This window comes from Stappia sediminis, assembly GCF_009826895.1.
Classification (GTDB): Bacteria; Pseudomonadota; Alphaproteobacteria; order Rhizobiales; family Stappiaceae; genus Hongsoonwoonella; species Hongsoonwoonella sediminis.
This window is the reverse complement of the sequence record NZ_WUMV01000001.1, coordinates 61216-74650: the sequence shown is the minus strand read 5'-3', so window position 1 is coordinate 74650 and position 13435 is coordinate 61216. Positions and strand designations below refer to the sequence as shown.

At 62.2% G+C, this 13435-nt stretch carries 12 protein-coding genes; 6 read left to right on the top strand and 6 right to left on the bottom strand.

What is annotated here, in order from left to right:
- Positions 1–111: 111 nt before the first annotated feature.
- The 4 genes from GR183_RS00350 to GR183_RS00335 all read right to left on the bottom strand — a co-directional run bounded on the left by GR183_RS00350 (position 112) and on the right by GR183_RS00335 (position 2837).
- Positions 112–453, bottom strand: coding sequence for a hypothetical protein (locus GR183_RS00350; protein ID WP_208999708.1), 342 nt, complete (start codon positions 451–453; stop codon positions 112–114).
- 130 nt (positions 454–583) lie between these two features.
- A complete protein-coding gene (bluB, locus tag GR183_RS00345) occupies positions 584–1237 on the bottom strand; it encodes a 5,6-dimethylbenzimidazole synthase (RefSeq protein WP_160773601.1) in 654 nt (217 codons plus the stop codon).
- 17 nt (positions 1238–1254) lie between these two features.
- Positions 1255–1803 carry an adenine phosphoribosyltransferase gene (locus GR183_RS00340; RefSeq protein WP_160773600.1) on the bottom strand — a complete coding sequence of 183 codons (549 nt, stop codon included), beginning with the start codon at positions 1801–1803 and terminating at the stop codon, positions 1255–1257.
- 158 nt (positions 1804–1961) lie between these two features.
- The gene (locus tag GR183_RS00335) at positions 1962–2837 is read right to left on the bottom strand and encodes an S-methyl-5'-thioadenosine phosphorylase (RefSeq protein WP_160773599.1); all 876 of its coding nucleotides are present in this window, start codon (positions 2835–2837) and stop codon (positions 1962–1964) included.
- A gap of 561 nt (positions 2838–3398) precedes the next feature.
- Here GR183_RS00335 and GR183_RS00330 point away from each other — a divergent pair.
- The 5 genes from GR183_RS00330 to GR183_RS00310 all read left to right on the top strand — a co-directional run bounded on the left by GR183_RS00330 (position 3399) and on the right by GR183_RS00310 (position 8711).
- Positions 3399–3854 carry a hypothetical protein gene (locus tag GR183_RS00330; RefSeq protein WP_160773598.1) on the top strand — a complete coding sequence of 152 codons (456 nt, stop codon included), beginning with the start codon at positions 3399–3401 and terminating at the stop codon, positions 3852–3854.
- Entirely contained in the window at positions 3838–5679 is a 1842-nt protein-coding gene (locus GR183_RS00325) for an ABC transporter ATP-binding protein (RefSeq protein WP_160773597.1), read from the top strand. The genes GR183_RS00330 and GR183_RS00325 overlap by 17 nt, the downstream gene beginning before the upstream one ends.
- A gap of 304 nt (positions 5680–5983) precedes the next feature.
- Positions 5984–6544 (top strand): ubiquinol-cytochrome c reductase iron-sulfur subunit, encoded by a 561-nt coding sequence (gene petA / locus GR183_RS00320; RefSeq protein WP_160773596.1) that lies wholly within the window; start codon positions 5984–5986, stop codon positions 6542–6544.
- A 27-nt stretch (positions 6545–6571) separates the two neighbouring features.
- A complete protein-coding gene (locus GR183_RS00315; RefSeq protein ID WP_160773595.1) occupies positions 6572–7840 on the top strand; it encodes a cytochrome b in 1269 nt (422 codons plus the stop codon).
- 28 nt (positions 7841–7868) lie between these two features.
- The gene (locus GR183_RS00310) at positions 7869–8711 is read left to right on the top strand and encodes a cytochrome c1 (RefSeq protein WP_160773594.1); all 843 of its coding nucleotides are present in this window, start codon (positions 7869–7871) and stop codon (positions 8709–8711) included.
- Positions 8712–8981: 270 nt separating this feature from the next.
- Here GR183_RS00310 and GR183_RS00305 read toward each other — a convergent pair whose 3' ends face one another.
- Positions 8982–10829 carry an ABC transporter ATP-binding protein gene (locus GR183_RS00305; protein ID WP_312846752.1) on the bottom strand — a complete coding sequence of 616 codons (1848 nt, stop codon included), beginning with the start codon at positions 10827–10829 and terminating at the stop codon, positions 8982–8984.
- A 148-nt stretch (positions 10830–10977) separates the two neighbouring features.
- Between GR183_RS00305 and GR183_RS00300 the strand changes: the two genes are divergently transcribed.
- Positions 10978–12717, top strand: a complete 1740-nt coding sequence (locus GR183_RS00300; RefSeq protein ID WP_160773592.1) for an adenylate/guanylate cyclase domain-containing protein — start codon at positions 10978–10980, stop codon at positions 12715–12717.
- Positions 12718–12722: 5 nt separating this feature from the next.
- Here GR183_RS00300 and GR183_RS00295 read toward each other — a convergent pair whose 3' ends face one another.
- Complete coding sequence (locus tag GR183_RS00295) at positions 12723–13031, bottom strand: hypothetical protein (protein ID WP_160773591.1); 309 nt, start codon at positions 13029–13031, stop codon at positions 12723–12725.
- Positions 13032–13435 lie beyond the last annotated feature (404 nt).

Below are 13435 nucleotides of genomic sequence, written 5' to 3'. Positions count from 1 at the left end.
ATTCGCTCCGCGAGGTCCTGCGGGCCGACGCGTGCCGATGGCGAATCCCGGTGCCCTCTTCCCGGAGTCTTGAACAAGGATACGCTATCAGCTGCCTGTAGAAAGACCCTTTCAGGGGCGGCCCCACTCGATCTCGCGAATCAGCCGCTCCCTGGTAACCACTACAGCCACACCCTCGCCGAAACCATCGCCCGAGATCGCGACATAGGCCCAACCGAGATCGCCGATTTGCTTGGCCGGCCAGTCGTCCAGCACATTCATGGCCTCGACCGTGTCGGGCGGCGAGGCTCCATATTCTATCATTTCAGCAAATTCGCGGGAGAGATCGGCTTCCGAAAGCCTCTCGCGCAAAGGCGCGGCCATCAGTTCACGCGCAGCGGAAAACTCGCCGGAACAAAGGGCATTTGCAAATCTCAAAGCCACCTTGCCTTGCTCGGTCTGGGAAGGGTCCATGAAAATACCTTTCACTTTCAATCCCTGAATTCGAGTGTCCCGATCGATCGGATCCCAAGCAGCGTCTTGTGCGAAATGACAAGACGCCTGTCCCCGTCCGCCGCAAATGCTTCAACTGGCAAAAACTTTTCTATCGCCTGACTATCCGTTCGCCGAGACCTCGCCGGTCCTGCCATCCGGCGCGTTCCAGTTCCGGATCAAGATGCTCCTCTTCCGGCAGGCCGAGACAAAGATACGCGATCAGGCGCCATTCGGAAGGTACATTCAGCGATTTTGTCACAACCTCCGGTTCAAGGATCGACACCCAACCGAGCCCGAGCCCTTCAGCGCGTGCGGCAAGCCACAGGGTGTGGATCGCGCAAACGACTGAAAAGGCGAGCGTTTGGGGCATGGTCCTACGGCCGAGCCCGCCGCCCTGCTCCGTCGCCTCGTCGCAGAAGACGGCGATGTGAACAGGTGCCGCTTCGAGGCCTGAAAGCTTCAGCCGCGCGTAGGTCGCCGCCCGCTCGCCGGAAAGGTCGGCCAGCGCATCCGCGTTTGCCCGCAGGAAACTTTCGCGCACCTTCGCCCGCGCGCCCGCGCTTTCCACCAGCACGAACCGCCAGGGCTGGCTGTTGCCGACGGAAGGGGCCGTATGCGCCTTCGCCAGCAGCTCTTCAACGAGGTCCGGGGCAACCGGGTCGGTACGGAACCGTCGCACGTCCCTGCGCCAGGCGAGCAGCGTGCCGAACTCGTCGCGAAAGCCTTCGTCGAACCTGTGGCCCTGCCCTTCATCCGGCGCCATGATTGCGCGCCCCTATGTCAGTGGCCGGGAAATTCCACGAGCGTGCGGACCGGAACGTCGAGCGCCTCAAGCTTCTTGCGGCCGCCCAGGTCCGGCAAATCGATGATGAAGCAGGCGGCAACGACCTCGGCCCCCATCTGCTTAAGGAGCTTGGTCGCCCCCTCCGCCGTACCGCCGGTTGCGATCAGGTCGTCGACGAGGATCACCTTGTCGCCCGGCTTGATGGCGTCCTTGTGCATTTCCATCTCGTCGAGGCCGTATTCCAGCGAATAGGCGATGCGCACGGTCTCATGCGGCAGCTTGCCCTTCTTGCGGATCGGCACGAAACCGGCGGAAAGCTGATGCGCGACCGCGCCGCCCAGGATGAAGCCGCGCGCCTCGATGCCGGCGACCTGGTCGATCTTCGAGCCTGCCCAGGGCTGGACCAGCGCGTCCACCGCACGGCGGAATGCACGCGCATCCCCCAGCAGCGTCGTGATATCGCGAAACAGGATGCCCTCTTTCGGATAGTCGGGGATCGTGCGGATCGATTTGATGAGATCGTCGGAAACTGTGTCCGCACCCATGGGAGCGCCTCGCATTCTGTTAGTCTTTGTGTTCGATTTCGCAGCGCCTGCCTCCGGCAACATCCCAATGAGAGGGCACCGGTCGAATTTCGCAAGCCAGCTTACTTACACGGCTGCGGGCCTTCGATGGAAGAGGCGAAAAGCGGCTTTGAAGACACCTATTCGTTCAGGATCCGCCCCGCGACTGCATCGAGCTTCGCCAAAAGCGCGGGATCGCGCGCTTCCGGAGCCGTCAGGATCGCGTAGTCGAGCGCGGTGTCGGAGCCTACGGGGCAGGTTTCATGCTTTCGTGGGATGTCGCGGGCAAGCCTTGCGACAAGGCGTTGCGCGTTTTCCGCGTTTTCGTGCAGCACCTTGATGATCGACTGGATGTCGACCTCGCCGTGGTCCGGGTGCCAGCTGTCGTAGTCGGTCACCATGGCCACGGTCGAGTAGCAGATCTCCGCCTCGCGGGCGAGCTTGGCCTCCGGCATGTTCGTCATGCCGATCACGTCGCAGCCCCAGGCCCGGTAGAGGTGGCTTTCGGCGAGCGAGGAGAACTGCGGGCCTTCCATCGCAAGATAGGTTCCGCCACGGCGATAGGTCAGGTTTTCGGCCCTCGCCGCCGCTTCCACGTGGTCGACGAGACGCGGGCTGACCGGATAGGCCATCGAGACATGCGCCACGCAGCCCTTGCCGAAGAAGCTTTTCGGCCGTGCGAAGGTGCGGTCGATGAACTGCTCCACCAGCACGAAGGTGCCCGGTTCGTATTCCTCCTTCAGCGACCCGCAGGCCGAAACCGAAATGAGGTCGCTCACGCCGCATCGTTTCATGGCGTCGATATTGGCGCGGTAGTTGATGTCGGAGGGGGAATATATGTGCCCGCGTCCGTGGCGCGGAAGAAAGCAGATTTTCAGGCCGTTTATTTCGCCGATGCGGATCTCGTCCGACGGTTCGCCCCAGGGGCCTTCCACCTTCGTCCAGACCGCTTTTTCCAGCCCCGGCAGATCGTATATGCCCGATCCGCCTATCACGCCCAGCACGGTTTCAGCCATAGCACCGCTCCTGCAATATCCTTCTATCAGCTACATGCCACAGCGCACGGGGCTTGCCAAATCGGCGCATGAGGCAAGCGGCCTTGTGGTCCGCCTGCAACAGCCGCGTCGGATCGTCGCAGAATTTTCGCCCCTTGGGGTAGCCATTCTCGAAAAGCTGTGTATTCTTCGCGCTCCTTGCTGGACCGTCTCCCGCCTTCCTTGGCGGCATTTATTGGTGCAGCGTCATTTCACCCGATGGCAAAAGCCTGAAACGGAGGGATCGCATGACAGCCAAGTTCGCGCTTTCGATCAGCGTCGCTTCGTTCGGCATCCTTCGCCCCGGCATGTCATCGGCATCGACGCCGCGCCGTTCCTGGAGCTGCATCGCAGCTTCCTGACGGCCCACCGCCCGCTTCCCGGGCACTTTCCTTTCAACCAGTCCAGATCATCGGCCGACGGCCAATCCGTGCGGAATCGCGCCTGAGCGTTCGGCGCGCGGATCGGTAGGCGACTCCGTTTCGCTTACCGTTTCCCGGCGGCCTCCATTTCTTGCTTTTTCCCTGACGGGAGCAAATTGCCATGTTCATGAAACTGCCGCCGGAACTGGAAATCCGGCACGGCTTGCCGGATGTCGACATCCAGCACCTTCGCAACCTGCAGCCCTTGGAGCCGCGGGAAAAGCGCCTGAGGCGGGTTGCCGCCATCGCCGGGGCGAGCATCCTTTCGGTTGCTGTCATCGCGGTTTTGATCTTCGCGCCGATCCTCCTGTCGGAGATCGCTCGGATCGATGAATTCGTGACCGCTGCCGGCGCGGAGACGGCCTCCGTCTTCGTCGATCGGCTGAGCGGGCTCTTCATCGGGGCGCTGGTCGTCGCGGTTGCGATCGTGAGCTTCGGGCTTACCTTCCTGATCGCGCCTTTCGAGCCGCGCTTTCTGAATTCGCTCGATTATGCCGACATCGAACGGCAACAGGACGAGGCGGAAGGCGAAGCAAACCGCCTCATGCGGAGAATGCACGATGTTCGATCGCTTTGAGCGCCTGATCGATCCCTTCAGGACGGAGGGGATCGAGGGGCCGCCGCCCGACACGCTGGTCAGGTTCTGCTGGTATTACACCAGGCCGATCTGGCCCGTACTGGCGGCGGTCGGCATCCTCGGCGCGTTGATCGCGGTCTTCGAGGTCATGGTGTTCTCCTTCCTCGGCGACTTGGTGAACTGGCTGTCGTCGGCCAACCGCGAGACGTTCTTTGCCGACAACTGGCCACGCCTTATGTGGATGGCGGCGGTCATTCTCGTCATCCTGCCGGCGATAAACGCCTTGTGGGAATCGCTCTTTCACCAGGGCGTTCTCGGCAATTACCCGATGAACGTGCGCTGGCGCGTGCACCGCTATCTGCTGCGCCAGAGCATCGGCTTTTACCAGAACGATTTCGCCGGCCGCATCGCCAACAAGGTGATGCAGACCGCCTTGGCTGTGCGTGAGGTCGTCACCCGCATCGTCGACATCCTCGTCTACATTTCGGTCTATTTCGTCTCGGCGCTGTTTCTGGTGGGCGAGGCGAGCTGGGAACTTGCGGCCCCGCTCGTCTTCTGGCTCCTGGCTTATCTCGGCGTGATCTACTATTTCGTGCCGAAGCTGAAGGACGCTTCACGCGATCAGGCGGACGCCCGCGCGCTGATGACCGGCCATGTCGTCGATGCCTATACGAACATTTCGACGGTGAAGCTCTTTTCCCACACCGAGCGGGAGGAGAATTACGCGAAAAACTCCATGTGGGCGTTCCTGCAGACGGTTTTTCGCCAGATGCGGCTCGTTACGGTCCTCAACATCTCGCTTAACGGCATAAACACGCTGCTTCTGTTTTCCACCGGGGCGCTTGCGATCTTTCTTTGGCGGTCGAGCACCGTTTCGACCGGCGACATCGCGGTCGCCATTGCGCTCGTTCTCCGCCTGCAAGGCATGTCGCAGTGGATCTTGTGGGAGGTGTCGGGCCTCTTTGAAAACGTCGGCACGGTGCAGGACGGCATCACCACGATCTCGCGCGAGCGCGAGGTGGTGGACCGCGCTGGCGCCAAGCCTCTCGTCGTCCAGGAAGGCGCGATCCGCTTCGACAAGATCCGCTTTCATTACGGCAAGGCATCGGGCGTCATCGAAGATCTGACGCTCGATATCAGGCCGGGCGAGAAAATCGGCCTGATTGGCCGCTCGGGCGCCGGCAAGTCGACGCTGGTGAACCTGCTCCTGCGTTTCTACGACCTCGAAGGCGGCACCATTCTAGTCGACAATCAAGACATCTCGGCGGTCACGCAGGAATCGCTTCGCTCGCAGGTGGGCGTCGTCACGCAGGACACCTCGCTCCTGCATCGTTCGGTGCTTGAAAACATCGTCTACGGGCGCCCCGATGCCGGCCGCGAGGAAGCGTGGGAGGCGGCGCGGCGAGCCCATGCGGCGCGGTTCATCGAAGGGCTGGAGGACCTTGAAGGGCGGCGCGGCATGGACGCCCACGTGGGCGAGCGCGGGGTGAAGCTTTCCGGCGGGCAGCGCCAGAGGATCGCGATTGCGCGTGTTCTTTTGAAGGATGCGCCGATCCTCGTACTGGACGAGGCAACATCGGCGCTCGATTCGGAGATCGAGGCGGCGATTCAGGAAAGCCTTTCGGAACTGATGGAAGGCAAGACGGTGATCGCCATCGCACACCGCTTGTCGACGATCGCCGCCATGGACCGGCTCGTGGTCATGGACGAGGGCCGCATCGTGGAGGAAGGCACCCATCAGGACCTGCTGGCACGCGGCGGGCTTTACGCCGACCTTTGGAAACGCCAGTCCGGCGGCTTTATCGACAGCGCGGCGGTGGCCTGACGCCACCGCCCGCATTTCCCGAAATCTCCGGATTTGTGCACGTAACGCGAACATTGGCGGAAACGCGGCGGCAATACGTTGAAAAAAAGCGGCCTGACGCGCGACAAAGCGTCATTTCGCCGTATGACGATCTGGACAAGAGCCGGGAACGATGCAAAAAGACGCCCGCTTGAACGGGTGCGGTTTTGACGCATCTTGTGGCCCTGTTAGCCTGCCCGAGCCCTTCTAGGTATTATTACCCATAGGGAAGATTCGGAGCGGGCTTGCCGTTCAGGGGCTGGAACAGTTTGAAGAGGACGCGACCTTGGCACAGCAGGATACGGTCGAACCGACACGCCGCGATTTCCTCTATATCGCGACCGGTGCAGTTGGGGCGGTCGGCGCGGGAGCGCTTGTATGGCCCTTTATTGACCAGATGAACCCGGATGCTTCGGCGCTGGCGCTCGCTTCGATCGAGGTGGACGTTTCGGCGGTCGAGGAAGGACAGTCGATCACCGTAAAGTGGCGCGGAAAGCCCGTCTTCATCCGCCATCGCACGGCAGAGGAGGTCGAAGAGGCGAAATCCGTCGCGCTCGACGACCTGCCGGATCAGCTCGCCCGTAATTCCAATCTCCCGGCGGACGCGACGGCGACCGACGAACACCGCGCGGCACCCGAGAAAGAGCCGTGGCTTGTCATGGTCGGCATCTGCACGCACCTTGGCTGCGTGCCGCTCGGCCAGCAGGGCGATTTCGGCGGCTGGTTCTGTCCGTGCCACGGCTCGCACTACGATACGGCGGGCCGCATCCGCAAGGGCCCGGCTCCGGAGAACCTGCTGGTCCCGCCGTATGAATTCACCGCGGATCAGACCATCACGATCGGCTGAAGCTCAGCAGCGCTTTAGGAGACAGCCATGGCTGGACATTCCAATTACGTACCGCAGAGCGCGGCGGCGAAGTGGCTCGAAAGCCGCCTGCCGGTCATTTCGCTCATCCGCGGTTCCTTCGTTGACTTCCCCACCCCGAAGAACCTCAACTACTGGTGGACCTTCGGCGGCATCCTCTTCTTCGTCCTCGTCGCGCAGCTTCTGACCGGCATCGTGCTGGCCATGCACTACACGGCGTCGACGGCTGCGGGCTTCGATTCCGTCGAGCACATCATGCGCAACGTGAACTTCGGCTGGATGCTGCGATACCTTCACTCCAACGGCGCGTCGATGTTCTTCATCGCCGTTTACATCCACATGTTCCGCGGCATGTACTACGGCTCCTACAAGGCGCCGCGCGAGATTTCGTGGATCCTGGGCGTCATCATCTTCCTCATCATGATGGCCACCGCCTTCATGGGCTACGTGCTTCCCTGGGGCCAGATGTCCTTCTGGGGCGCGACGGTGATCACCAACCTGTTCTCGGCGATCCCGCTGGTGGGCGAGGAAATCCGCACCTTCCTGTGGGGTGGCTTCTCGGTCGACAATCCGACGTTGAAGCGCTTCTTCTCGCTGCACTATCTGCTGCCGTTCATGATCTTCGGCGTGGCCCTTCTCCACGTCTGGGCGTTCCACACCTCGGGCAACAACAACCCGACGGGCGTCGAGCCGAAGTCGAAGCAGGACACGGTTCCCTTCCATCCGTACTACACGATGAAGGACCTCTTCGCGGTCATCGTCTTCATGATCCTCTTCGCCTGGTTCGCCTTCTACGTGCCGAACTATATGGGTCACCCGGACAACTACATCGAGGCGAACCCGCTGGTCACGCCCGCGCACATCGTCCCGGAATGGTACTTCCTGCCGTTCTACGCGATCCTGCGCGCCATTCCCGACAAGCTCGGCGGCGTGGTGGCGATGTTCGGCTCCATCGCCGTTCTCTTCGTCCTGCCCTGGCTCGACACCTCGAAGGTCCGCTCCGGCACGTTCCGGCCGCTGTTCAAGCAGTTCTTCTGGATCTTCGGCGCGGTCTGCGTTGGCCTCGGCTATCTCGGCGCACAGCCGGCGGAAGGTATCTACGTCATAATGGCGCGCATCCTCACCGCCTATTACTTCGCGCACTTCCTGATCATCCTGCCGCTGCTTGGTTTCCTTGAGAAGCCGAAGCCGCTGCCGGCGTCGATCTCGGAAGCCGTGCTCGCCAAATCGGGCGGCGGTCAGCCGGCCGGCGCGGTCGCAGCACCCGACACCAAGTAATCGACGAGCGAGATCGGAGTTCGATGATATGAAAAGAATGGTTGGAACCGTTCGCACGCTCGCCGCCGTCGCAGGCCTTGTGCTGGCGGGCCCCGTGCTCGCCGCGGGCGAACCGCCGCACATCGAAAAGCAGCAGTGGTCGTTCTCGGGGCCTTTCGGCACCTACGACCCGGCCCAGCTTCAGCGCGGCTTCAAGATCTACCGCGAGGTCTGCTCGGGCTGTCACTCGATGCGCTTCGTGGCCTTTCGCAACCTCGCCCAGCCGGGCGGCCCCGGCTTCTCCGAGGAAGAAGCCAAGGCGATCGCGGCCGAATACACGGTCGAGGACGGCCCGAACGACGACGGCGACATGTACGAGCGTCCGGGCATCCTGGCCGACCACTTCCCCTCGCCGTTCCCGAACGAGCAGGCGGCCCGCGCGGCCAACGGCGGTGCTTATCCGCCGGACTTTTCGCTGCTCGCCAAGGCGCGCGCGGCGCATCGCGGCTTCCCGAATTTCGTGTTCGATGCCTTCACGCAGTACCAGGAGCAGGGCCCGGATTACATCTACGCCCTCTTGACGGGTTACGAGGAAGAGGCGCCCGAAGGCGTGGAAGTCCCGGTCGGGCAGTACTACAACCACAGCTTCCTGGCCGCCAATACACTCGCCATGGCGCCGCCGCTGTCTGAGGAGCTCGTCGAATATACCGACGGCACGCCGATGACGGTGGATCAATATGCCAGGGACGTCGCGGCCTTCATGATGTGGGCGGCGGAGCCCCATCTGGAAGATCGCAAGAAGATCGGTTTCCGCGTCATGGCGTTTCTGATCATCTTCGGTTCGCTGCTTTACTTCACGAAGCAGAAGATCTGGCGCAACGTCGATCATTGATCGGCGGGCAAGCCCACGAGTTCAAAAGCCGCCGGAGCGATCCGGCGGCTTTTTTCGTTTTCTGCCGTGGCGGCGGCACCTCCGAATGACCCTGAAACACGAAGGACGTCATCCCGGCCCGCGTGCGCGGTTGCGCGCATCGCGAGAGCCGGGATCCAGCGTGTAGGGCGCGCGCAAGCGCGTCATATTTGTTGGTTGTTGCGCGGGCCTAAGGATCCAAAAATATCGAGCTTCCAATCCTCCAACCTTGACCGGGTCCCCCAACCCGCCTCACGCAGCTTCGTCCGCCGCCAGGAAGCCGCCGGACTGGCGCTTCCAGAGGTCGGAATACAGCCCGCCGCGTGCCAGCAGGTCCTGATGCGTGCCTTCCTCCACAATCCGGCCTTCGTCCATGACCACGAGCCGGTCCATCGCCGCAATCGTCGACAAGCGGTGTGCGATGGCGATCACCGTCTTGCCTTCCATAAGCTCTGAAAGGCTTTCCTGGATCGCCGCCTCGATCTCGGAATCAAGCGCCGACGTCGCTTCATCAAGCACCAGGATCGGCGCGTCCTTCAGGAGAACGCGGGCTATCGCTATCCTTTGCCGTTGCCCGCCGGAAAGCTTCACCCCGCGTTCGCCAACATGGGCGTCAAGCCCACGCCGGCCACGCCTGTCGGATAGCTCGGCGATGAATCTATCCGCATGCGCACGCCGCGCCGCCTTGCGTATGGCGTCTTCATCCGCATCCGGGCGTCCGTAGACGATGTTCTCGCGAATGGAGCGATGCAGCAGCGAGGTATCCTGCGTCACCATGCCGATGGCGCCGCGCAGCGATCTCTGCGTCACAGTCGATACGTCCTGCCCGTCGATCTCGATCAGGCCCCGGTCGACGTCGTAGAAGCGAAGCAGAAGGTTGACGAGGGTCGATTTGCCTGCCCCCGACCGGCCGACGATGCCGACCCGTTCCCCCGGTTCGATGGCAAGCGTCAGGTCGCGCAGCACGCCGTCCTCGCGGCCATAATCGAAGGTGACGCTGCTGAATGCGATCCGGCCCTCTCGAACGTCGAGCGGCACCGCATCCGCCGCATCCGTCACCGTCACCTTTCGGGTGATCATCTCCGCGCTGTCCTGCAGGGTGCCGAGGTTGCGGAACAGTCCGTTCAGCTGGTTCATCAGCCGGTTGAGCAGGATGTTGAGCCTGAGCATCAGGCCAAGCACGATCGCAACATCGCCCGGTGTCAGCGTGCCGCGCTGCCATGCGGCGATGGCGAAACCACCGATGGTCGCCATCATCACGCCGCTTGCTCCCGACATGAAGAAACGCGCCGTCGTCAGCGTTCGGGTGAAGGTCTTGAGCCGATCCAGAAACGTCAGGTAGCCGCTTCGCATGCCCTCTTCTTCGTGCGACTGGTCGCCGAAGAGCTTCACCGTCTGGATGTTCGAGTAAGTGTCGACCAGTCGCCCCGTCACGCCGGAGGCGGCATGCGAGACATCGCGCGCCCTCACCCGTATGCGCGGCACGAAGAAGCGCGCGGCGAGCGCGAACATCGCGACCCAGGCAACGATCAGCGCACCGAAGACCCAGTCGAGCCCGGTGAAAAGCGCGAAGGTGGAGATCGCGAAGACGACGATGTACCAGCTCACCTGCAGCAGCGAGACCATGAAGTCGCCCGCCGCCTGTCCCGCTTGCCAGACCTTCTGGGAAACGCGGCCTGCGAATTCGTCCTGGAAATAGGCCATGGACTGGCGCATCACCCGGTCGTGGGATTGCAGGCGCACGAGGTTGAAGAAACCGGGCACCACGGCCTGTTCCTCGACCAGTGCGGTCAGCGTCGCAACGAGCGTACGGAAGACGACAAGGGTCGCGGCCATGGCGAGGAGCAGCGGCCAGTGGTCGGTAAAGAAGGTCGCGCGTTCGCCCTCGCCCATCAGGTCGATCAGCCAGCCGACGAAGACATAGAGCATCGCCTCGATCAGCGCCGTCAGCCCGCCGAGCACGAGCATGGCGGCGAACACCCATCTGGCCTGGGCGACGAAGAACCGCAGGAAGGCGAGCACGTCGCGCGGCACCGGTCTTTCGGGCCGCTTGGCGAAGGGGTCGATCCGGCTTTCGAACCATCGGAAAATCGGGGTCACTTTTGCCGGAACTCCATGGAATGAATGTGAAAGGCGGGCCGCCATTCTCGCGCGCGGCGATCTGGACGGAAATTCTCGCAGCCAATTATAGGGTCTCATGCCGGCGCGGCGAATGGATTCTCGGCCTTTCGCTAGGTAATCTCTTCTCATGAAAGAAGGCAGCCGACGCAAACTGGCGGCGATCGTCGTGGCGGATGTCGCCGGCTATTCCCGTCTCATGGGAACCGACGAGACGGGAACGCTCGCCGCCTTGCGCGCTCACCTCGGCGAGCTTGTCGACCCGCTCGTCACCGAGCACGACGGGCGCACGGTCAAGAGCATGGGCGACGGCCTCCTGATGGAATTTCCGTCCGTCGTCGATGCCGTCAATTGCGCGGTCGCCATCCAGCGCGGCATGGCGGAGCGCAATTCTGGCCTCACGCCCCTAAGCGCCATCCGCTTTCGCATCGGCATTCACCTTGGCGACGTCATCGCCGAGGGCGACGACATTTTCGGCGACGGGGTCAATATCGCCTCCCGTATCGAAGCGCTGGCCGAAGCCGGCGGCATAGCCCTTTCGGACGACGCCTACCGGCAGGTGCGTGACAGGACGGGCGTCACTTGGGCGGACGGCGGCGAACATGCGGTGAAGAACATCGCCCGGCCCGTCGCGATCTGGCGCTGGTCGGTCGGGGAAGATCCAGATTGCTCCCCCGCATCGGAAAAAGTTGCGGCGAACCGGGCCTCCGTCGCCGTTCTCCCGTTCGACAACATGAGCGGCGATCCGGAACAGGCCTATTTCGCCGACGGCATTGCCGAAGACATCATTACCGAGCTTTCCAAGGTTGCCGGGCTCGTGGTGATCGCGCGCAACTCCACCTTCGCCTTTAAGGGAAAGGCGACCCGCATTCAGGATGTCGCGTCCGATCTCGGCGTCGCCCATGTGGTGGAAGGCAGCGTGCGCAAGGCGGGAACGAGGGTCCGCATCACCGCGCAGCTTATCGACGGTGCATCAGGCGCCCATGTCTGGGCGGAGCGCTACGACCGGGAGCTTGCGGATATCTTCGCCGTGCAGGACGACGTGACGGGCAAGATCGTCGAGGCTCTTTCCATAAGCCTGATCGCCCGTTGTCCGCCCCCCGCGCCACGCCGCGAACCGGCCGTTCCGGAAGCTTACGACTTTGTCCTGCGCGGGCGCGAGCAGTACCGCCTTTTCACGCCAGAGGGAAATCGCGCGGCGGATGCGCTTTATTCAAGGGCCATCGATCTCGACCCGGATTATGCCGCCGGTTATGCAGGCCTTGCCATGGTCAGGATGCACGACTGGTTTTCCGGTCAGGCCGATGCGCTCGACAAGGCTTATGAGCTGGCGCAAATGGCTGAAAGGCTCGACCCGTCACTGCCGCTCGTTCACGAGGCGCTCGGCAACATCCAGCTCTTCCGCAGGCAATACGACGAGGCCGTCGCGGCGATCGAACGCTGGATCGAAGTGGAGCCCGGCAATGCGGATGCCTACGCCAATCTCGCCGGGCTCAGGCATTTCATGGGCGAACCGGAAAAGGTCGCCCCCCTCATCGACAAGGCGATCGGGCTGAACCCGTTCTACCCCTTCTACTACACGCTTTATCGCGGCCAGGCCGACATGATGATGGAGCGTTACGACGCAGCGCTCGAAGCCCTTCGGCGCGCCGTCGCGCGCAATGGCGAGGTCTTGCCCGCGCAGCTTTATCTTGCCGCCTGCCACGGCCTTCGCGGCGAAGAACAGGCGGCAAAGGACACGCTGCGCCAGGCCTTCAGGATCCATCCCGGCTTTTCAGTAGATTGGCTGAAAACCTTTCTCCCCTACAAGCGCGGAGAGGATATGGCCCGCCTGCTCAAGGGGCTGGAAGCGGCGGGTTTGGAGCGCTGAAGACCCTACTTCCCGCAATCGGCCGGCGTTGCCGTATCGACCGTCTCGTAGCGTCCGTTGGAGGTCACAATACGCGCGCAAGCTTGCGTCGCGTCGTTCCACCAATAGGCCGTCAGCCCTTCGGTACGGGCGGGTTCGTAACCCCGGTTGTTAAGCCCCAGCTCGGCCTGCCCTGCCCTTGCGCCCTGGAAATCGGCGATATCGGCAGTCGAACCCGTCACCGGCGTTGCGGCAACGGTCGGTCCGCTGCTTGACGACTGGCAACCGGCAACCGGAATGGCAAGGATGAAAATCGCTGCGGTAAAACGCCTCATGTCCAGGCACTCCCCTCAAAATTACGCAGAGTTACTTATGCCGGAGGGAGTGGCAGGAAGATGACCATTGTCCGGCCTTTCGAAAATCGAGCCTTGCACCTTGTGAAAACCTTGCGGATTCCGGTGTTGACCCGCCGGCCGACGCGTCCGGATTTCATCGTGAAATCCGCCACGCCACGCCTTGCAATGCTACGGAAAAACGCCAGCATCGAACCGCGAAAAACTCTTACCTAGAGGTATTAACGAACTCTTATTTACCCCTATTGCGAATTAATTCAAATTATGTACGATTGCTTAACTATTTTCCGATCGCACACTAAACGTTAGAAATTCTTTTTCTAGCGCAAAGGTTGTTTTTTCTTGTATTCGAAGAAAAGAATCGTCAAGGACGCAGTACGGAACAG